This is a genomic window from Streptomyces sp. NPDC001415 (assembly GCF_053597395.1).
Window position 1 is genome coordinate 37,739 of sequence record NZ_JBSFIE010000027.1, and the last position, 20,451, is coordinate 58,189.

At 70.5% G+C, this 20,451-nt stretch carries 17 protein-coding genes; 5 read left to right on the forward strand and 12 right to left on the reverse strand.

The window, feature by feature from the left end; all coding sequences use genetic code 11:
- Positions 1-18: 18 nt before the first annotated feature.
- The gene (locus tag ACWC2B_RS28455; protein ID WP_450721475.1) at positions 19-1,887 is read right to left on the reverse strand and encodes an IucA/IucC family protein; all 1,869 of its coding nucleotides are present in this window, start codon (positions 1,885-1,887) and stop codon (positions 19-21) included.
- Positions 1,888-1,924: 37 nt separating this feature from the next.
- The gene (locus ACWC2B_RS28460) at positions 1,925-3,334 is read right to left on the reverse strand and encodes a diaminobutyrate--2-oxoglutarate transaminase family protein (RefSeq protein ID WP_450721477.1); all 1,410 of its coding nucleotides are present in this window, start codon (positions 3,332-3,334) and stop codon (positions 1,925-1,927) included.
- 368 nt (positions 3,335-3,702) lie between these two features.
- Between ACWC2B_RS28460 and ACWC2B_RS28465 the strand changes: the two genes are divergently transcribed.
- Entirely contained in the window at positions 3,703-4,929 is a 1,227-nt protein-coding gene (locus ACWC2B_RS28465) for a trypsin-like serine peptidase (protein WP_450721479.1), read from the forward strand.
- Positions 4,930-5,102: 173 nt separating this feature from the next.
- Positions 5,103-6,272, forward strand: a complete 1,170-nt coding sequence (locus ACWC2B_RS28470) for a trypsin-like serine peptidase (protein WP_450721481.1) — start codon at positions 5,103-5,105, stop codon at positions 6,270-6,272.
- A 167-nt stretch (positions 6,273-6,439) separates the two neighbouring features.
- Here the strand turns inward: ACWC2B_RS28470 and hflX are convergent, their stop codons facing one another.
- From hflX to miaA, 6 genes are all read right to left on the reverse strand, one after another.
- Positions 6,440-7,942 carry a GTPase HflX gene (gene hflX, locus ACWC2B_RS28475; RefSeq protein WP_189969411.1) on the reverse strand — a complete coding sequence of 501 codons (1,503 nt, stop codon included), beginning with the start codon at positions 7,940-7,942 and terminating at the stop codon, positions 6,440-6,442.
- A 200-nt stretch (positions 7,943-8,142) separates the two neighbouring features.
- The gene (locus tag ACWC2B_RS28480) at positions 8,143-9,606 is read right to left on the reverse strand and encodes a M1 family metallopeptidase (protein ID WP_450721483.1); all 1,464 of its coding nucleotides are present in this window, start codon (positions 9,604-9,606) and stop codon (positions 8,143-8,145) included.
- Positions 9,607-9,681: 75 nt separating this feature from the next.
- Positions 9,682-11,766 (reverse strand): RelA/SpoT family protein, encoded by a 2,085-nt coding sequence (locus tag ACWC2B_RS28485; protein ID WP_450721485.1) that lies wholly within the window; start codon positions 11,764-11,766, stop codon positions 9,682-9,684.
- Between the two features lie 207 nt (positions 11,767-11,973).
- Positions 11,974-12,837 (reverse strand): diaminopimelate epimerase, encoded by an 864-nt coding sequence (dapF, locus tag ACWC2B_RS28490; protein WP_450721487.1) that lies wholly within the window; start codon positions 12,835-12,837, stop codon positions 11,974-11,976.
- 77 nt (positions 12,838-12,914) lie between these two features.
- Positions 12,915-13,499, reverse strand: a complete 585-nt coding sequence (locus ACWC2B_RS28495) for a hypothetical protein (RefSeq protein ID WP_450721489.1) — start codon at positions 13,497-13,499, stop codon at positions 12,915-12,917.
- Between the two features lie 101 nt (positions 13,500-13,600).
- Positions 13,601-14,539, reverse strand: a complete 939-nt coding sequence (gene miaA, locus ACWC2B_RS28500) for a tRNA (adenosine(37)-N6)-dimethylallyltransferase MiaA (RefSeq protein ID WP_450721491.1) — start codon at positions 14,537-14,539, stop codon at positions 13,601-13,603.
- 182 nt (positions 14,540-14,721) lie between these two features.
- Between miaA and ACWC2B_RS28505 the strand changes: the two genes are divergently transcribed.
- Both ACWC2B_RS28505 and ACWC2B_RS28510 read left to right on the forward strand, forming a co-directional pair.
- Positions 14,722-15,003, forward strand: coding sequence for a hypothetical protein (locus ACWC2B_RS28505; protein WP_450721493.1), 282 nt, complete (start codon positions 14,722-14,724; stop codon positions 15,001-15,003).
- A gap of 21 nt (positions 15,004-15,024) precedes the next feature.
- Positions 15,025-15,267 carry an antitoxin gene (locus ACWC2B_RS28510; protein WP_450721495.1) on the forward strand — a complete coding sequence of 81 codons (243 nt, stop codon included), beginning with the start codon at positions 15,025-15,027 and terminating at the stop codon, positions 15,265-15,267.
- Between the two features lie 73 nt (positions 15,268-15,340).
- Here the strand turns inward: ACWC2B_RS28510 and ACWC2B_RS28515 are convergent, their stop codons facing one another.
- The 4 genes from ACWC2B_RS28515 to ACWC2B_RS28530 all read right to left on the reverse strand — a co-directional run bounded on the left by ACWC2B_RS28515 (position 15,341) and on the right by ACWC2B_RS28530 (position 19,988).
- Positions 15,341-16,042 carry a class III extradiol dioxygenase subunit B-like domain-containing protein gene (locus ACWC2B_RS28515; RefSeq protein WP_450721497.1) on the reverse strand — a complete coding sequence of 234 codons (702 nt, stop codon included), beginning with the start codon at positions 16,040-16,042 and terminating at the stop codon, positions 15,341-15,343.
- 71 nt (positions 16,043-16,113) lie between these two features.
- The gene (gene miaB, locus ACWC2B_RS28520; protein ID WP_450721499.1) at positions 16,114-17,634 is read right to left on the reverse strand and encodes a tRNA (N6-isopentenyl adenosine(37)-C2)-methylthiotransferase MiaB; all 1,521 of its coding nucleotides are present in this window, start codon (positions 17,632-17,634) and stop codon (positions 16,114-16,116) included.
- A gap of 22 nt (positions 17,635-17,656) precedes the next feature.
- Positions 17,657-19,354, reverse strand: coding sequence for a recombinase family protein (locus tag ACWC2B_RS28525; RefSeq protein WP_450721501.1), 1,698 nt, complete (start codon positions 19,352-19,354; stop codon positions 17,657-17,659).
- An 82-nt stretch (positions 19,355-19,436) separates the two neighbouring features.
- Complete coding sequence (locus ACWC2B_RS28530) at positions 19,437-19,988, reverse strand: hypothetical protein (RefSeq protein ID WP_450721503.1); 552 nt, start codon at positions 19,986-19,988, stop codon at positions 19,437-19,439.
- A gap of 253 nt (positions 19,989-20,241) precedes the next feature.
- On the opposite strand from ACWC2B_RS28530, the gene ACWC2B_RS28535 reads away from it, so the two are divergent.
- Positions 20,242-20,421, forward strand: coding sequence for a helix-turn-helix domain-containing protein (locus ACWC2B_RS28535; RefSeq protein ID WP_450721505.1), 180 nt, complete (start codon positions 20,242-20,244; stop codon positions 20,419-20,421).
- Positions 20,422-20,451: the final 30 nt, after the last annotated feature.

Below are 20,451 nucleotides of genomic sequence, written 5' to 3' on the forward strand. Positions count from 1 at the left end.
TCTCAACAGTTCGTACGGTCAAGTTCCGTTGGTGTGAAGGGGGTTGGTGATGGTGACGTAGACGGACTGGGTGTCGACCGGGCCGACGAGTTCGTCGAGGCCGTGCAGCCGGGTCAGCAGGTTGGCCTTGCAGCGCAGCGTCGCGCAGTCCAGCAACTGGGCGGGCAGGGGCGAGCCGAGGTCCGTGGCCTTGGTGAGGAACTGGCGCAGGGCGGCGAGCAGTACGCGTTCGTCGGCGAGGTGCTGGGCGCCGAAGGCCCCGATGAGACCGAGGATGTTGTTGATGCCGAGGTAGTAGGCGAAGCGCTCGTCGGTCACGGCGTCGGGGACGAAGGTGTCGCTGGCGACACCGATGCCGGGCAGTCGCCGCTCCAGGGCGGCGCGGTGCGACTCGCGGAAGTAGTAGCCCTGGTTGTCGCGGTAACGGCCGCCCACGGGCCAGCCGTCGGGGTCGAGCAGCACCAGCGTGTTCTGCTGGTGGGCCTCCAGGGCGATGCCTGCCGTGCCGTCCAGCCAGAGCAGCGGGCGTACGACCTGGTCGAGATAGCGCAGGAACCACTCGGCGCAGACGGCCGTGATGGGCCGGCCGGTGCGGGCCGCGATCCGGCCCACGAGGTCGGCGAGGCGCGAGTGCATGCCGGTACGGCCCGGCATGGGGCGCGGGGCGGTGAGTGCGGCGATGCAGACGGCGTCGTCGCCGAGCGCGAAGGGGTTGTGGCGGACGATGACGTCGAGGCCCGGCAGGGGTTCGCCGTCCGGGGTGTCGACTGCGAGCCAGGCGGGGTCGCGGACGATGTCGAAGCCGGGGTGGGCGGACTGCCATTCCTCGCCGAGGCCCGCCCGCAGCAGGCGGTGGACCTCCACGCCCCGGTGGAGTTCCTTGCGGAGGTTCTCACGACGGGAGTTGGTGATGCGTACGCCGAGCGACAGCTTGAGCATGGCGTCGGTGCCGGGGCGGTGGACGGTGCGGACGGAGGACGTGGGGTGCCAGTCGTCGCCGTGCGGGCCCAGGTCGTGCAGGAGTCCGGCGTCGAGCAGTGCGGCGACGGCGGGGCGCTGGGTGACGTCCCGGGCCTGCCAGGGGTGCAGGGGCAACGGGGCGGTGCCGGGCGGGAGTTGGAGGTCGCCCGCGAGCCGGTGTGCCAGCTGCGCGGCGTCGATGGTGCGGCCGCCTTCGGTCCATTCCGAGTCGGTGGCGAGCACGGAGGGGTCGACGGCCATCCAGTGCAGGGGGAAGGAGCCGTACAACTCGGGTGAGTAGCGGCGTACTTCCGTCTCGGAGAGGCCTTCGCGGCTCTTCGGGGTGGGATGCAGCGGGTGGCCCAGCAGGAGGGACTGTTCGGCGGTGAGGAAGAGATCGGCTGTGTCGCGCGGGCCGGGGCGGGTGCGCCGGTCGGCGATGAAGTCCGCGGTGCGGCGCACGGAATCGGCGACGCGTCCCACCAGGTCGGCCCCCTCGCTCCGGCCTGCCTCACGGCCGAGCAGGGCGGCGACCGTGACGGCGTCGGCGGGTGGGGCGCCGGCGGAGCCGCCTTCCAGGGTGGGCCGGCCGAACCGGTGCCAGCCGGTGGCCGACCAGTACGGCACGGGCACGAGCAGGGCGGTCGCGCTGGCCGGGAGCGGGATGCGCAGGAGGGGACCGTCGGGCGCGGCCAGGTCGTTCTCCCGCACCCAGCAGCGGAGAAGGTTCTCGACGGCGGCCGCTTCGGCGGCGGCCTCGGGATCGGGGGCGTCCAGCGGGTCCGGATCGTCGCGGGCGGTCAGTCGTTCGCCGTGGATCCCGGCCTTCTGGCGCGGCACCGTCGTCGGCTCGGCCACCAGCGGGCTGCGGTGGGCCGTGACAGGGCCGTCGGCCTCGGGCGCATCGGGTGCGGGAGTGGGGTTCACGGCGGTCTTCCTTGCGAGCTCGTGGGGTGGTCCGGGATCAGTGGGACGGTCCGGTCTCGGCCCGGTGGTGCACGCCGGCCCCCGGGTCGGCGCGCGGGTGCGAGGAGCGTGCGGCGGCGGCCAGGGCGTCGGCGAGCCGGTCGAGGACGGCCACGGCCTGTTCGTCTGTGAGGGTGAGCGGCGGCAGCAGCCGTACGACGCTGGAGTGGCGACCGCCGAGTTCGACGATGAGCCCGCGGCGCAGGCACTCCTGCTGCACGGCGGCGGCCAGGGCGGGCGCGGGCGGCGGCGGATTGCCGGAGCTGAGGTCCTCGCGCTCCGGGTCGACGAGTTCGACGCCGATCATCAGGCCCCGGCCTCGCACGTCGCCGATGCAGGCGTGGTCGGCGGCGAGGCCCTGCAACTGGCCGAGCATGCGGGCGCCGAGGACGGCCGCACGGTCGGCGAGCCGGTTCTCGCGGACGTACGCGAGGGTGGCTCTGCCTGCCGCCATGGCGAGCTGGTTGCCGCGGAACGTACCGGCGTGCGCACCCGGTTCCCAGGCGTCGAGGCCGTCCCGGTACACGATCACGGCGAGGGGCAGCGAGCCGCCGATCGCCTTGGAGAGCACCATCACGTCGGGCACCACCCCACTGTGCTCGACGGCCCAGAACGTTCCGGTCCGGCCGACGCCCGTCTGCACCTCGTCGGCGATCAGCGGGATGGAGCGGCTCGCGGTGATCTCGCGCATCCGGCGCATCCAGACGTCGGGCGCCGGGATCACCCCGCCCTCCCCCTGCACCGGTTCGAGGATCATCCCGGCCGGGGCGGGCACCCCGCCCTTGGGGTCGTCGAGGAGGTTCTCGGTCCAGCGGGCGGCGGTCTCGGCCCCGCGTTCGCCGCCGACGCCGTAGGGGCAGCGGTAGTTCTGCGGATAGGGCAGCCGGGTCACCCCGGCGTCCCGGGCGCCGCCGGAGACGGCGAACGCGCCGGCGGTCATGCCGTGGTAGGCGCCGGTGAAGGCGAGCATTCCGGTGCGCCCGGTGGCGGTGCGGACCAGCTTCAGGGCGGCCTCGACCGCGTCCGTGCCGGCCGGTCCGCAGAACTGGATCCGCCCGTTCTCGGCGAGTTGGCGCGGCAGGGTGGCGAACAGTTCCGTGGTGAAGGCGTCCTTGACCGGCGTCGCGAGGTCCAGGATGTGCAGCGGCGCCCCCGAGTCGAGGACCTTGCGGATCGCTTCGAGCACGACGGGGTGGTTGTGCCCGAGCGCCAGTGTCCCGGCCCCCGAGAGGCAGTCGAGATAGCGCCGCCCGTCCGCGCCCTCGATCGTCAGCCCGCGCGCCCGCACGGGCACGATGGGCAGCGAACGGGCATAGGTGCGGGCCGCCGACTCCCTCAGGGACTGCCTTCGCAGGATTCCCTCAGGGGTGCTGGGCAGCGCCGTCGGAGCTGGTTCGGTCACGGCCACGACTGCTGGTCCTCCCGCTGTGACGGTTCCGTGTCGCGTCCGTTGCGCGGCGCGTACTCCCACGCTGAACGCTGTCCTGATGTCCCCCGTACGTACCAACGACGCCGGCACCGCCGGAGCACGGCCTGACCGGAACTTCCTTGCCTCCAGGCAAGGTTCGCCTTACCGGGCCGGCCGGACGGTCCTGGCGGGAGGGAACCGCGGCCCTGCCGCGTGCCGTCCCCATCGGCACCGGCATAGTGGGGGCCGCACTCCGGCACCGGCTCACGGTGCCGCTGTTCACGAGTTTGTCCACGAGTCTGTTCACGAGTTCAGAAGACGAAGAAGACGAAGACGCTTTGATGACGAAGTTCCAGGGGGAATTCGACATGCGACCGATACGCCCGTCCAGCGCCGAGCCGACGGGGAGGAGAACGCGCCGCGGGGTCTCCCCCGTGCTGGCCGCTCTCGGCCTCACGGCCGCGCTGGCGCTGACCGCCACCGCTTGCGGACCCGGTGATTCCACCGCCGACAGCAAGGCGACGGCCTCGGCGGCGGCCACGGGCGACGCCGGCAAGCTCCAGATCCCGGACGACGTCAAGAACCAGCTGAAGAAGCACGGCATCGACCTGGACAAGTGGAAGAACGGCGAGTGGAAGAACTGGAACAAGGACCAGTGGCTTCGTGAGGCCAAGGACTACGTCAACCCGATCATCCAGGACCTGTGGGACCCGGACCGGATGCGCAAGGCGGACAAGCCCCCGGAGAAGGCCGTCCCCAATGACATCTCCGGCGACAAGGGCGTGACGGACCCGACGCCGGTGCCCGTCAAGGCCGCCGCGGCGAAGGCTCCTTACCACCAGAGCCTGCCGGAGCTGGGCAAGCTGTTCTTCGACAGCCCCGAGGGTTCGATGGTGTGCTCCGCGACCGTCGTGAAGGACCCGGCGCACCCCGGCAAGTCCAATATGGTGTGGACCGCGGGCCACTGTGTGCACGCGGGCGCCAAGGGCGGCTGGTACCGCAACATCGCCTTCGTCCCCTCGTACAACAACTCCAACCTGCCGATGGCTCGGCTGCAGAAGGCCGCCAAGGCGGAGATCGCTCCGTACGGCGTCTACTGGGCCGACTGGGCGCAGACGTCGCAGCAGTGGATCGAGGGCGGCGGCCCGACCGGCGGAACCGGCGCGCCGTACGACTTCGCGGTGCTGCACGTGACGCCGGAGAAGGGCTCGAACGGCAAGTCCCTGGAGGAGACCGTCGGCGGTGCGCTTCCGGTGGACTTCAACGCGGCGGCCGTGCCGAAGATCAGCGCCATGCAGGCCAACGGCTACCCGGCCGCGCCTCCTTACGACGGCCAGAAGCTGTACGAGTGCAAGGACAAGCCGGGCCGGCTCTCCCTTGAGGCGAATCTGCCGACGATGTACCGCATCGGCTGCACCATGACCGGCGGCTCCTCCGGCGGCGGCTGGATCGCCACCGGCTCGGACGGCAAGCCGTCGCTCGTCTCCAACACCTCCATAGGCCCGGTCACGGCGGGCTGGCTGGCCGGCCCGCGCCTGGGCAAGGAGGCCAAGGGCGTGTACGACTCGGTGAGCACCAAGTACGCGGGACAGTAGGCGCTTTGCGGGGGTCCTGTGAACGCCGGGGCCCCCGTTCGTACCCCCCGTGCCGAGCAGGCATAGTAGGGGGCTGCACGGTGGGCGAAGGTGTGTACGCCCGCCCACCGTACTGACAAGTACATGGCAAAACCTGCTCTCGACGGGCAGGCTCATCAGGGGGAATCGTTTTCATGCGATCCATACGTCCGCTGCTGGCCGCTTCCGGCCTCGCCGCGGCTCTCGCGCTCACCGCCACCGCGTGCGGCCCCGGCGGCAACGACGCGGACAGCAAGCCGTCCGCCTCCGGCTCCGCGCAGGCCAAGGGCGACTCCGCCAATCCCGCCGACCTGGCCGACGCCCTCAAGAAGCACGGCGTCGACCTCGACAAGTGGAAGAGCGGCGGCTGGAAGAACTGGGACAAGGACAAGTGGCTTCGTGAGGCCAAGGACTTCGTCAACCCGGTGATCGACGGCTTGTGGAAGCCCGACCGGATGAAGTCCGCCAAGGACCCGCAGAAGACCATGGCGGCCGGTGACGTCAACGGCGGTACGGGCATCTCCGACCCCGAGCCGGCACCCGTCAAGGCCGTCCAGGAGAAGCTGCCGTACCACAACTTCGCGGCCCCGGTCGGCAAGGTGTTCTTCGACTCCCCCGAGGGCGCCATGGTGTGCTCGGGCACCGTCGTGAAGGACCCGGCCCACCCCGGCAAGTCCAACATGGTGTGGACCGCGGGCCACTGCGTCCACCAGGGCGGCTCCGGCGGCTGGTACCGCAACATCGCCTTCGTCCCGTCGTACAACGACAAGGGCAAGTCGGCGGCGTCGCTCAACAACGCGCAGCCGCAGGAGATCGCGCCCTACGGCGTGTACTGGGCCGACTGGGCCTCGACGTCCGGCGAGTGGATCAAGGACGGCGGCCCGACCGGCGGCACCGGCGCCCCGTACGACTACGCGGTCCTGCATGTGAAGCCGGAGAACGGCACCAAGTCCCTCGAAGAGACCGTCGGCAACGCCCTGACGGTCAACTTCTCCGCCCCTCAGGCCAAGTCCGTCGGCGCGATGGGCGCTTGGGGCTACCCGGCGGCGCCGCCGTACGACGGTCTGCAGATGTTCAAGTGCGTCGACCGTCCCGGCCAGCTCTCCATCAGCCCCGGCACGCCCCCGATGTACCGCATCGGCTGCACCATGACGGGCGGCTCCTCCGGCGGCGGCTGGTTCATGAACGGCCCCGACGGCAAGGCGCAGCTGGTCTCCAACACCTCGATCGGCCCGGTCACTTCGGGCTGGCTGGCCGGCCCGCAGCTCGGCCCCGGCGCCAAGGCGCTCTTCGAGTCGATGAGCGCGAAGTACGGCGGTCAGTAACCCGGAAGCACCGGAACACCGCAACACCCGGATATGACGCAAGGCCCGTCCCCTCCTGTCCTGCGAGGGGGCGGGCCTTGCGTCGTTCAGTCCGGGCTCATTCAGTCCGGGCGTCGTTCAGTGCGGCCAACTACCGCCTGTCCAGAGGCAGTACGCGGTCCGTGCGCTCAGTGCGCGGCCGGCACGTACGGAGCCAGTTCGGCGGCGAGCACCTCGTGCACCCGGGCCTTGAGCACGGTGCCCTCCGCGACGTGCTCCTCGGAGATCACCTCGCCCTCGGCGTGCGCCCGGGCGACCAGCTGCCCGTGCGTGTAGGGCACCAGCGCCTCGATCTCGATCGAGGGGCGCGGCAGTTCGGTGTCGATGAGCGCGAGCAGCTCCTCGATGCCTTCGCCGGTGCGGGCCGAGACCGCGATGGAGTGCCGCTCGATCCGCAGCAGCCGCTGCAGCACGAGCGGGTCCGCCGCGTCCGCCTTGTTGATCACCACGATCTCGGGCACGTCGACGGCGCCCACATCGCGGATGACCTCACGCACGGCGGCGAGCTGCTCCTCCGGCGCGGGGTGCGACCCGTCCACCACGTGCAGGATGAGATCGGAGTCGCCGACCTCCTCCATGGTGGAGCGGAACGCCTCCACGAGGTGGTGCGGCAGATGCCGTACGAATCCGACGGTGTCGGCCAGCGTGTACAGCCGCCCGGTGGGCGTCTCGGCCCGGCGCACGGTCGGGTCGAGGGTGGCGAACAGCGAGTTCTCCACCAGCACGCCCGCGCCCGTGAGGCGGTTGAGCAGCGAGGACTTTCCGGCGTTGGTGTATCCCGCGATGGCGACCGAAGGCACCTTGTTGCGGCGCCGTTCCTGGCGCTTGATCTCGCGGCCGGTCTTCATCTCCGCGATCTCCCGGCGCATCTTCGCCATCTTCTCGCGGATCCGCCGCCGGTCCGTCTCGATCTTGGTCTCACCGGGACCACGGGTGGCCATGCCGCCGCCACCGCTGGACCCGCCGCCGCCCATCTGACGCGACAGCGACTGACCCCAGCCGCGCAGGCGCGGCAGCATGTACTGCATCTGCGCCAGCGAGACCTGCGCCTTGCCCTCACGGGACTTGGCGTGCTGGGCGAAGATGTCGAGGATCAGCGCGGTCCGGTCGACGACCTTGACCTTGACGACGTCTTCGAGGTGGATCAGCTGGCCCGGGCTGAGCTCACCGTCGCAGACCACCGTGTCCGCGCCGGTTTCGAGCACGATGTCCCGCAGCTCCTGCGCCTTGCCGGAGCCGATGTAGGTGGCCGGGTCGGGCTTGTCGCGGCGCTGGTAGACGCCGTCGAGCACCAGGGCGCCCGCCGTCTCGGCGAGGGCCGCGAGCTCCGCGAGGGAGTTCTCCGCGTCCTGAAGCGTCCCCGTGGTCCATACGCCGACCAGCACCACGCGCTCCAGGCGCAGCTGCCGGTACTCGACCTCGGTGACGTCCTCCAGCTCGGTGGAGAGGCCCGCCACGCGCCGCAGAGCGGCACGCTCGGAGCGGTCCAGCTGGTCGCCGTCCCGCGCTCCGTCGATCTCGTGGCTCCAGGCGACGTCCTCTTCCATCAGGGCATCGGCCCGAAGGCTCTCGGTGCGGTGCGTGTCCGCGAAGCTCTGCTCGTCCTGGGAAGGGGATGAAGAGGAGGTCATTGGATCCTTTACGTCGTTGGAATTCCGGACCGGAGCCCCCGAGGGAATTCCGGCTGTGTCGGTCACAACGCGTAATGGGTCCGAATGATTCCCGGACGGAATCCGGCCCCGGCAGCGCCGCCGACATCAACGATGGTCGCACGGTGCCTCCAGGGCCGTCACCCCGGTTTTCCGGCCCCGGCCCGGGCCCCGCCGGTCGGTCAGGCGTGCTTCGGCGTCTGGGTGTGCCAGTCCGGGTGGCCGGGCATCGGCGGCGTCTTCTCCCCGTACAGCCACGCCTTGAAGAAGCCGGACAGGTCACGCCCGGCGATTCGCGAGGCCAGCGCGGAGAAGTCGGCGGTGGTGGCGGTGGAGTCCCGGTGGTCGCGCACCCAGCGTCGCTCCAGGCGGTCGAAGGCCTTCGTGCCGATCTCCTCGCGCAGCGCGTACAGGACGAGGGCGCTGCCGTCGTAGACGACCGGCCGGAAGATCCCGATCTTCTGCCCGGGAGCGGACGCCCTGGGCGCGGCGGGCGGCCCGCCCGCCGCGCGCCAGCCGTCGGACAGGCCGTAGGCGGCCCGCATCCGCTCCTCCAAGCGCCGCTTGCCGAACTCGTCGGCGTACCGCGCCTCGTACCAGGTGGCGTGCCCCTCGTTCAGCCAGAGGTCCGCCCAGCCGCGGGGCGAGACGCTGTCGCCGAACCAGTGGTGTGCCAGCTCGTGCACCATCACCGAGTCCACGTACCACTCGGTGAACTCCGGCCGGAGGAACAGCGACCGCTCGAACAGGGTCAGGGTCTGTGTCTCCAGCTCGAAGCCGGTGTCGGCGCTCGCGATCAGCACCCCGTACGTCTCGAACGGGTACCGCCCGACCTGCCGCTCCATCCACGCGATGTGCTGGGGCGTCTTCTTCAGCCAGGGCTCCAGCTTGGCCTGGTCGGCCGCCGGGACCACGTCGCGGATGGGCAGCCCGTGCGGCCCCTCCCGGTGCAGCACCGCGGAGTGCCCGATCGACACCTGGGCCAGCTCGGTCGCCATGGGGTGCCTGCTGCGGTACGTGGAGACGATCTGCCCGCCGTGGCGCTCCCGCGCGGCCGGCAGGCCGTTGGCGACGACCGTCACATCGGCCGGGGCGGTCACATGGAAGGTGAAGAACGCCTTGTCGGAGGGGTGGTCGTTGCAGGGGAACACCCGGTGGGCGGCGTCGGCCTGGTTGGCCATCACCAGGCCGTCGGAGGTACGCACCCAGCCACCGTCACGTGCCGCGTTCGGGTCGCTGGTGTGCCGCACGGTGATCCGCAGGGGCTCGCCGGCGTGGACGGGGCTCTCGGGGGCGACCACCAAGTCCTCGTCCGCGCTGGCGAATTCCGCCGGCCGCCCGTTGACCTCCACACCGTGCACCTTGCCCCGGGCGAAGTCGAGATTGATCCGCTCCAGGCCGTCGGTGGCGATGGCATCGATGGTGGTGACAGCCTCCATCGGCTTGCTGTTGTCACCCAGATAGGTGAGCCCGATGTCGTACGAGAGCACGTCGTACCCGGGGTTGCCCAGGTGCGGAAACAGTGGATCCCCGATCCCCAACGGCACCGGGGCGGGCAGAGCCGCGGCGACTACGGATGCCGCGGCTGCGGCGAACAGAACGGCACGCAGTCGGCGGGAACGGGGGCGACGCGGGGTGAGCAACATGCCCTACCGCTACCAGCGCGACGGGCCCTGGGTCCGCCGACTCGCATGGGGGCCACTCGAACGAGGGTGTGCTGCTCACCCCGCGGCCGCCGGATGCTGCGCCCGGCTCACGTCGTACACCCCCGCCACATCGCGCATGGCCCGCATGAGGGCGGGCAGCCCTGCGGCGTCCGGGAGTTGGAGGGTGTAGGTGTGGCGCACACGTTGTTCGCTGGGGGGCTCCACCGTGGCCGAGACGATGGCCGCGTCGGCGGTGGCGATGGCCTCCGTCAGGTCGGCGAGGAGACGGGGGCGGCCGAAGGCCTCGGCGACCAGGGTGACCCTGCACTCCGCCGCGTCCCCCCAGCGCACCTCCACGGGTGCGCGTCCCACCGCCTTCATGCGGGCGACCGCCGGACACTCCTGACGGTGGACGGTCACCGCCGCCCCGCGTACCGAGAAGCCGGTGACCGCATCGGGCGGCACGGGGGTGCAGCAGCCGGCGAGACGTACCGTCACATCGGGCAGGTCGGTGACCGCGTTGGCGGCCGCGCGCCGGTCGGCCGGGACGTTGACCTGCGGCCGGGGCGCCGCGGCCGGCACCTTGACGCCCTCCGGGTTGGCCGCGAGCCAGCCGCTGATCGCGATCCGCGCGGCCGGGGTCCTGGCGTGGTCGAGCCAGTCGGACGAGGGGCCGGAGCCGGCGTCCTGGGCGAGCAGTGGCTGCACGGTGTCGCCGTCGTTCAGGACCGTACTGAGCGTCGCCAGGCGGCCGTTGACGCGGGCTCCGATGCAACTGTGGGCGTCCTCGCCGTACTGCGCGTACGCGGCGTCCACACAGCTCGCACCGGTCGGCAGGACCACGGTGTGGCCGTCGGCGCAGAAGACCGTGATCTCGCTGTCCCCCGCCAGTTCCTCGCGGAGGGAGGACCAGAACGTGTCGGGGTCGGGGGCGTTCTGCTGCCAGTCGAGGAGGCGGGAGAGCCAGCCGGGCCTGGTGGGGTCCTCGCGTTCGTCGCCCGCCTGCTGCGCCCCCTCTCCGGGTCCCCCCGCATAGGGGTTGCCGAGCGCGATGACGCCGGCCTCGGCGACCTTGTGCATCTGGTGCGTACGGATGAGGACTTCGGCGACCTCGCCGCCCGGGCCCACGACCGCCGTGTGGAGCGACTGGTACAGGTTGAACTTGGGCGAGGCGATGAAGTCCTTGAACTCGGAGACGACCGGCGTGAAACAGGTGTGCAGTTCGCCGAGCACGGCATAGCAGTCGGCGTCCTCTGCGACCAGGACCAGCAGCCGGCCGAAGTCGCTTCCGCGCAGCTCGCCGCGCTTGAGCTGCACCCGGTGCACGGAGACGAAGTGGCGTGGCCGGATGAGGACTTCGGCATTGATCCCGGCCTCGCGCAGCACCCCGCGCACGCCGTCGGCGATGCCGGTGAGCGGGTCGACGGTGCCGGAGTTGGCCGCGATCAGGATCCGGGTGCGCTCGTACTCCTCGGGGTGCAGGATCGCGAAGACCAGGTCCTCCAGTTCGGACTTGAGGGCCTGCACGCCGAGGCGTTCGGCGAGCGGGATCAGGACGTCCCTGGTGACCTTGGCGATCCGGGCCTGTTTCTCGGGGCGCATCACGCCGAGGGTGCGCATGTTGTGCAGCCGGTCGGCCAGCTTGATCGACATCACGCGTACGTCGTCGCCGGTGGCGACCAGCATCTTGCGGAAGGTCTCGGGTTCGGCCGCGGCCCCGTAGTCGACCTTCTCCAGTTTGGTGACGCCGTCCACCAGATAGGTGACTTCCTCGCCGAATTCGGCCCGTACCTGATCGAGCGTCACATCGGTGTCCTCGACGGTGTCGTGGAGGAGGGACGCGGTCAACGTGGTGGTCTCGGCGCCCAGTTCGGCGAGGATCAGCGTCACCGCGAGCGGATGCGTGATGTAGGGCTCGCCGCTCTTGCGGAACTGGCCGCGATGGGACGTTTCGGCGAGGACGTACGCCCGGTGGAGCACGGCCAGATCGGCGTCGGGATGGTGGGCCCGGTGTGCGTCGGCCACGTGGCCGATGGCGTCGGGCAGCCGGTCCCGGGAGACCGGTCCGAGCAGCGCCGCGCGGCCGAGGCGACGAAGGTCGATCCGGGGGCGGCCGCGTCGGCGGCTCTGAGCACCAGGATTTGTGGCCTCTGCACTCATGGGGCACCTCCGGCAGCATCGACCGGTGGTGGAGGGACCGGCGTGCCCCTCCGGACCGGTGCTTGATGCTACCGACCCCACCACGTGGCGCAGTCCCGCTCTCGCTCAGCGTGAACCGGATCACCCATTCGAGCGAAGGTTCAGGACACGGCTGTTTCGATCCCGGCGGCGCTGATCGTCGTGTGGTGGACGCCTTCGGAGCCCAGGTCAGCCGGTCAGCAGCGCCGGGTCGACGACGCCTTCGGCGACGATCAGCGCGGGCCCGGTCATCTCGATCTCACCGTCCGGGTACTCGGTGATGACCAGGGTGCCGCCGGGAAGGTCGACCGTGTACGTCGCCGGGGTGCCGGTGACCGACGGGTCGGCCCCGTCCCTGCGGGCGGCGGCGACGGCGACCGCGCAGGCACCGGTGCCACAGGAGCGGGTCTCGCCCGCGCCCCGCTCGTAGACCCGCATCGCGACGTGCGCGGGGCCGCGGTCCACGACGAACTCGACGTTCACGCCGTCCGGGTAGACCTCCGCGGGACTGAACGGGGGCACCGAGCGCAGCTCTCCCGCATGATCCAGGTCGGCCACGAAGGCGACGGCGTGCGGGTTGCCCATGTTCACGTTGCGCGCGGGCCAGCTGCGTCCGTCGACGGTGACCGTGACCGAGGCCTCGGGGAGCAGGGCGCGCCCCATGGAGACGGTGATCTCACCGCCCTTGGCGATATGCACCTTCTTGACTCCGCCGCGTGTGGCGACGGCCAGGTCGCCCTCCTCGACGAGCCCGGCGCGCTCCAGGTAGCCGGCGAAGACGCGCACTCCGTTGCCGCACATCTCGGCGATCGAGCCGTCGCCGTTGCGGTAGTCCATGAACCATTCGGCTTCCCCGGCCATGGCCTTCGCCTCGGGGTGGGCCGCGCTGCGCACCACGTGGAGCAGGCCGTCGCCGCCGATTCCGGCCCGGCGGTCGCAGAGCCTGGCGACGGCGGACGCGGGCAGGTCGAGGGCGTTGTCCGGGTCGGGGACGATCACGAAGTCGTTCTCGGTCCCGTGGCCCTTGAGGAATGCGATCGGCGAAGTGTTCACGCGTCAATCGTACGGGGACGCGCTGACAGCGGGCCGGGACGGCGGGTCCTGAACCGCGGTCCCGGCCGAAGGAGGGCTCAGCGGAGCCGGGCCACGCGCCAGATCGCGAGCGCGACGAGTACGCCGACGACGCCGACGTACAGGGCGACGGCGCGCCAGTCCGGGCGCTCCTTGGAACCCCTGCTGGGCAGCCCCGGCCAGGTGTGGCCGACGCGGCGCGCGGCCATCATGCCCCAGCCCGCGGCGCAGCAGCTGATGAGAAGTCCGAGCATGGCCACGACCGGTCCGCCGTCGCCGAATTCGAAGGCCAGGGGGAAGGCGAACATGAGCGAGCCGAGCGCGGCGAGCATCACGATGGGGGCGAGCTGCCAGATCCTCAGCCGGCGCTGGGGGCGCAGTTCGACCTCGACCTCACCGCCGTCGGAGACCGCGCCCACCGAGCCGTCCTCCGGCCCGTCCGGGCTCAGTCCCGAGGCGCCGAGCACCGCGGAACCCAGCGCCGACGGGGTCGCTTCCGCGGCGCGCGCGGTGGCGTCCGTACCGTCGGCGGATTCCGCTTGTGCGGGGTTCGGTGCCGCTGAACCGTGGTCCGTCGAGCCCGGGCGCGCGATGTCCTCCCGCGATCCTTGCTCTCTGTTTCGAGGGCCGGCCTCCATCGCCACGCGCCCTCCCAACTCGGACTCCACTGGTCGATCGACGATTGATGATGGCACGCGCAAGAGTGCCGCGATGACCGGCGGAGCGTCCCGATGCCATCACGTGATCAGGCTGTAACCGCTCGTTCGACCAACGCCAGCGCCTGGTGCGGGAGTTCCGCACGGTGCTCCATGGCGCCGCTCAACCAGTGGACGCGTGGATCGCGTCGAAACCAGGAGTCCTGGCGGCGCGCGAAGCGCTTGGTGGCGCGCACGGTTTCGGCGCGCGCCTCGTCCTCGGTGCATTCGCCGGCGAATGCACCGAGAACCTGCTGGTAGCCGAGCGCCCGTGAAGCGGTACGTCCCTCGCGCAGTCCGCTTTCCTCAAGTGCCCGCACTTCTTCGATCAGTCCCGCTTCCCACATCCGGTCGACGCGCAGCGCGATCCGCTCGTCGAGTTCGGGGCGGCCGACGTCGACGCCGATCTGGACGGTGTCGTACACCGATTCGTGGGTGGGGAGATTGGCCGTGAACGGCTGGCCGGTGATCTCGATCACTTCGAGGGCCCGGACGATCCGGCGCCCGTTGCTGGGCAGGATCGCGCGGGCCGCCTCGGGGTCGGCGGCCGCGAGCCGGACGTGCAGGGCGCCGGGGCCCTGCTCCTCCAGTTCGCCCTCCAGGCGGGCGCGCACTTCGGGGTCGGTGCCGGGGAATTCGAGCACGTCGATCGCCGCGCGCACATAGAGTCCGGATCCGCCCACGAGGACGGGGGTACGCCCTTCGGCAAGCAGCCGGTCGATCTCGGCGCGGGCGAGCTTCTGGTAGGTGGCGACGTTGGCTGGTTCCGTCACGTCCCAGATGTCGAGGAGGTGGTGCGGGATGCCGCCGCGCTCGTCGAGCGTCAGCTTGGCGGTGCCGATGTCCATCCCCCGGTAGAGCTGCATGGAGTCGGCGTTGACGACCTCGCCGCCCAGTTGCTGGGCGAGGAAGACGCCCAGATCGGACTTTCCGGCCGCTGTCGGGCCGACGACGGCGATGACCCGCGGTGCGGGAGCTGCACTTCTCACGGTCACAGTCTCGCAAACCTCACCGGCCCTCCTCGAACGAGCTACGTGACGGGGCGCGGCTGGGTTCGTTGCCTGTTGCGAGGTTCCGAGCGCCGGTTTGTTGACCGGTGCCGCCGGGCGACGCAATGAGGCGCTCCGGTTGGCACGGGATTTCGCCCACACGAGTACGCTATGGAGTAGATATGGGCGTTTTTTCAAGGTTTCGTCGTAAGGCCGATGCTGCTGTCGCGGAGTCGACCGAGGAAGTGAAGGCGGACACGCCGACGGCGGAGCCGGAGACCGAGGGCGACGCCGAAGCCTCGGCGGACTCCCCTGCCGCCGAGGCTTCGGAGGTGTCCGAGGCCGCCGAGGAGACCGGAGCGGAGTCCGGCGAGGCCGCTGCCGCCGAGGGGGTCGACATCCCCAAGCAGCAGTCCGCCGAGGAAGCGGCGGACAGCGAGGCCGGCGAAAGCGCCCGCAAGTAGTTCCACTAGGGAAGGTGCCCCATGGGTTTCCTGGACACTTTGAAAGCCAAGCTGGCCCCGGCCAAGGACAAGGTCTCGGACCTCGCGCAGCAGCACGGGGACAAGATCGACCACGGTCTGGAGAAGGCCGCCAAGCTGGTCGACCAAAAGACCAAGGGCAAGTACAGCGACAAGATCGAGTCGGGTACGGGAAAGGCCAAGGAAGCCCTGGACCGCATCTCCCACAAGGACGGTGGCGGCACGCCGCCCGCGTCCACTTCCTGAACCCGCGCGCCGGAGGGCCGTGGAGCGGACAGCTCCACGGCCCTCCGCCGTGTCCGCTCCCCGGCTCCGCGTTTCAGGACCAGACGCCGACGAAGTAGCCGACTCCGTAAGGCGCGTCCTCGTAGAGCAGCCGTCCGGCCAGGCCCGCGTCGCCCCCCGCACCGGCGAGCACTTGCCAGGGCGCGCGTCCTGCCACCTTCAGCTCGTACGCCAGCCGGTCGTCGAGGCCCTTCAGGGTGGCGGTGTCGGCGGCGCCCAGGGCGGCGGAGGCGACCTCGTCGAAGCTCGCGGCGCGCTCGTCCAGGTAGCCGGGCGCCTTCAGCGTGCGGCAGGCGCTGCCGTCGCCCATGACGAGCAGGGCGACGCGGGCGGCCCTCGCCGCGAGGCCCTCGCCGATGTCGATGCACGGCCCGGGTTCCAGCCGCTCGGCGACGGCGAGCCCCTCGACGGGCGCGTCCGCCCAGCCGGCCCGCTCCAGGAGCCAGGCGCCGACCGTGAGCGACGACGGGAGCCGCTGCGCGACGGGTTCGCCCGGCCCGAGGCGTACGGACACGTCGACGCCGTACCCGGCGAAGGAGCCCACCGCGCCCTGCCGGAAGGTGCCCCCGTCCTCCGCCGGGCCGACCACGACCAGGAGGTCGGGCCGGGAGGCGGCGAGCACGCCGACCGCGTCGGCACAGGCTTCGCGCGCCGCGTCGAGCTCCGGCGCGGCGCCGGCGGCCACCTCGGGTATGAGGAGGGGCGGGCAGGGGCAGACAGCGGCGGCTACGAGCATGATCCGCAGCCTAGCTCTGTTCCGGCGGCCCGGCCCTGCCACCGGGACTCGGCGGCAGGGACCGTCCCGCCTCAGAGCACCGAGCAGCCGCCCGTGGGCTCCGGGAGCGGGGCCGGGGCGCCGATCGACGGCAGGCCGAGCATCACACCGGCCGGCTTCTGGGCGGGCGCCGCGTTGCGCTTCTCCCAGGCATCGCCCGCGCGGGTGCGGCGCACTCCGGTCGTCGGGCCCTCGGCGAGCAGGTGGTGCGGGGCCGCGTAAGTGATCTCGACGGTCACCACGTCGCCCGGGCGCACCTCCTGGTCCGGCTTGGTGAAGTGGACCAGACGGTTGTCGGGGGCGCGGCCGGACAGGCGCTGCGTGGAGCCGTCCTTGCGGCCCTCGCCCTCGGCGACCATGACCTCCAGAACGCGGCCGACCTGCTTCTTGTTCTCCTCCCAGGAGATCTCCTCCTGGAGGGCGGACAGACGCATGTAGCGATCCTGGACGACATCCTTGGGAATCTGTCCGTCCATGGTCGCCGCCGGAGTTCCGGGACGCTTGGAGTACTGGAACGTGAACGCGTTCGCGAAGCGGGCCTCGCGGACCGTGTGCATGGTCTGCTCGAAGTCCTCCTCGGTCTCGCCGGGGAAACCCACGATGATGTCGGTGGAGATGGCGGCGTGCGGAATGGCGGCACGAACCTTCTCGATGATCCCGAGGAAACGCTCCTGCCGGTACGAGCGGCGCATCGCCTTGAGGACCGTGTCCGAGCCGGACTGCAGCGGCATGTGGAGCTGCGGCATCACGTTCGGCGTCTCGGCCATGGCGGCGATCACGTCGTCCGTGAAGTCGCGCGGGTGCGGCGAGGTGAAGCGGACCCGCTCCAGACCCTCGATGTTCCCGCAGGCCCGCAGCAGCTTGCTGAACGCCTCGCGGTCACCGATGTCCGAACCGTAGGCGTTGACGTTCTGCCCGAGGAGCGTGATCTCGGAGACGCCCTCGCCGACCAGCGCCTCGATCTCGGCCAGGATGTCGCCGGGCCGGCGGTCCTTCTCCTTGCCGCGCAGCGCCGGAACGATGCAGAAGGTGCACGTGTTGTTGCAGCCCACCGAGATGGACACCCAGGCCGCGTACGCGGACTCGCGGCGGGTCGGCAGCGTGGACGGGAACGCCTCAAGGGATTCGGCGATCTCGACCTGCGCCTCCTCCTGGATGCGGGCACGCTCCAGCAGCACCGGCAGCTTGCCGATGTTGTGCGTGCCGAAGACGACATCGACCCAGGGGGCCCGCTGCACGATGGTGTCGCGGTCCTTCTGGGCGAGGCAGCCGCCCACGGCGATCTGCATGCCGGGCCGCTTCGTCTTCATCGGGGCGAGCCTGCCGAGATTGCCGTACAGCTTGTTGTCGGCGTTCTCCCGCACCGCGCAGGTGTTGAAGACGACGACATCGGCATCTCCGTCGGCGCCCTCGGGCGCGCGGACGTAACCGGCCCCCTCAAGGAGGCCGGACAGCCGCTCGGAGTCGTGGACGTTCATCTGGCACCCGTAGGTGCGCACCTCGTACGTTTTAAAACCGTCCACCGCTCCGCCTGCCACGTCGATACCGCTCACCCGTCCAGGGTAAGGGCTCCGATCACGCTGCAAGTGCGGTGGCAGTGGCAGCGAAACCCTGGCGGTCCTGGTAGGCCTGCCCGACGCTGGTGTGTACCTCGAAGAACCCCTGCTTCGGGTGAACTGCGTAGAGCGCCGCCCCGGAGTCCATGAGCCACCGTCGCCGGTCGGCCCAGTCAAGCCGCGCCCAGAGTTCCGCGCACGTCTCCCCAGTCGGCTCGGTGTGCCACGTGGCCTCACGCTGAGGCAGCTTCTCAAGCCTCTCAATAGCCTCGGTGTGCTCGCCCATGGACCTCAATACGGCGTCCATCGCGGGCCCGTCCGGAACCTTGGACAGCCGGTCCGTGAGAGTCGAGAGGGCCGCTCGACGCTGCTCAATCTCCTCGGTGTGGTCTTCCCCTGCCACGAACACCTTGCGCAGCACCTCAAGGTCACCCGCCGCGTGAAGCAGGGTCGCTTCGAGGATGGCTTCGAGATCGTCCGCGATGAGAGCCGGGGCAGTGCAGGTCTTCCGGGTGACGTTCTCGCACCGGTAGTAGCGGTACGCCTTGGGCCCGCTCTTCAGCTTGCGGGTCACTCGCCACACGTACAGCTTTCCGGGCGAGGCCGGGCCGTGCACCCGATCCCTGGGGCAAGCGCACCGCTTGCGGCCCGTGGCTGTGCAGCCCTCGGCGTGCCTGCGTTCAGGGCTGACCAGACCACAATCCGGTGAGAGGCAGAAGCCCACGTCGAGTAGGGGCGCCGCCCCCTCAGTGCGGGTTCGGGTCTCCTTCTCCATGAGGATCTGAAGCTGTGCCGCCTCGGCGTCAGTGACCATGGCTGGACCGACCCGGACGGGCATGCCGTCGGGACCGTGCACGACTTCCCCGTTGTGGGACATCAGGCCGCGAATCGTGGGAGAGGTGGCGATGTTCCGTATGGTCTCCGGGCACCACTGAGCCCGCTTCTCGCGGGCAGGCTTGCCGCGCTGCGCGCGCCTGTGGTCGGACGGCGCCAGGATGTCCCGGCGCTCGAAGCCAAGGCACACGGAGTTCATGGAGTCGCCCCGGAGGAGCCGGGTCACGACCTCAAAGCTGTTGACGTACGCCGTGGTCGTGGCGTCGCCGACGACATCGCGGTCGAAGCCGATTTGAAGGCCTTCACGCCGCGGGCAGCCGCATTCATCCCACGTGCAGCCCTCCACGTGGTCGCGGGCGGGGACGGTCTTGTACCCGTACGTCGGGTCTCCGCCCGTCCAGCGGCCCATGAGGCGCTTCTCCTCCACTCCGTGGAGAACGCGGAGCTTGGTGGTCGCCGCTTCAAGCTCAGCGAACACCACGATGATCTGGGCCAGGGCCCGGCCGATGGGGGTGGACAGGTCGATGGGCTCGGTCGCGGATACGAGGTTCTTCCCGAGCGGCTGACACCAGCGGATCATGTCGGCGAAGTCGATGGTGGACCGCACGAACCGGTCCAGCCTCATGAACAGAAGGCCGTCCCACTCGTCCGGCTTGTCGAGCCACTTGCGAAGCTCTGGACGCTGGTGCGGGGCGTACTTGGTCGCAGACACGTCGAGGTCTTCGGCCCAACCGACGATCACGGCGTTGTGCAGGTCTGCATGGCCCTGAATGATCCGCTGCTGAACCTGGGGGGATGTGCTCTCTTCGGTCTCCTTGCTGAGCCGGATCACTCCGACAAGTCGCATTTTGCCACTGGTGGAGGTGGCGGGTATTCCGCTCACTTATTGGTCTTTCTGTGCCGGGAGCCTCGTCCCTGGTGGCTCCGTACCGCTGGCAGGCGGCGGCGTTGCGGGGGTTGGTTTGCTAGTCGGTAGTGCCGTTAGGGGCGTCGTGCTGCGCCAGGATTCCCTTTGCTTTGCCGGTGAGTTCACCCCCCGCCTTGCCTGCCACCGTGGTCAGGAGACCGCGCCTGCGCGCCTGCTTCAGATGCCCCTTGATCGTCTCGGGGGTGCGCTCAGTCATCTCGGCGAGTTCGGCGACGATGCCCCGCTTCCCCTGGAGTGTGAACAGGTGGTACGCGCTCGCCAGAAGCGACAGATACAGGTCTGAGACGCCCTCGGTGGCGAGCAGGTGGCGCAGGGAGCGGCGCAGGGCTGCGATGCCCTCGGCGTACTCGCGCACGCGCCCGATGTTGGGGGCGATCTCGGCGACGTGTGCCGTCGCGCTGACCGTGTCGATCTGACGCAGGACTGTGCTGGACAGGCCACGCGCGATGTCAGCGGCTGGGGCGTCGGCGACGGGGACGACTGTGAGCTTCTTGGGGCCGCCGGTGAGCTGGTCGCGCGGCCACCACATCTGGACGAGCCAGGCGCCGTGACGCTGCTCGATGAGGACTTCTCCTTGATCTTCGTTCACGCCCTCACCGTAGCACCCCCAGAGGCTTACCCCCAGTGTCGTCATGTATGGGTGTACGTTGGTGGGTGTTCCGGATGGCTGGGACAGCCCTCCCAGGCTGCCGCGCTGGACCGGCCACGCCTTGACACCTCCACAGCACACACGCGGCAAGTCGAAACCGCTCTCCACCTACAAGGGGCGTGCGGTCCGGCCGGGGCATCCGCCCGGTCGCTGACGAGACAGGTCAGCCGCGAACAACAGCACGGAGCAACGCATGACGACGAACCGACCGACTCTCGGTGTGCCCGAGGTGGCCGCGTTCCTGGGAGTCCGCAAGGCGTGGGTGTACGACAACTGGCGCGAGCGGCAGATCCCGTTCCGGAAGGTCGGGCAGGGCCTGCGATGCCGTCCCGCGGATCTGGAGCGTTGGTTTGATGAGCAGGAGGCTGCGTGATGAGCCCGGCCGACCTGCACTGCCCCTCCT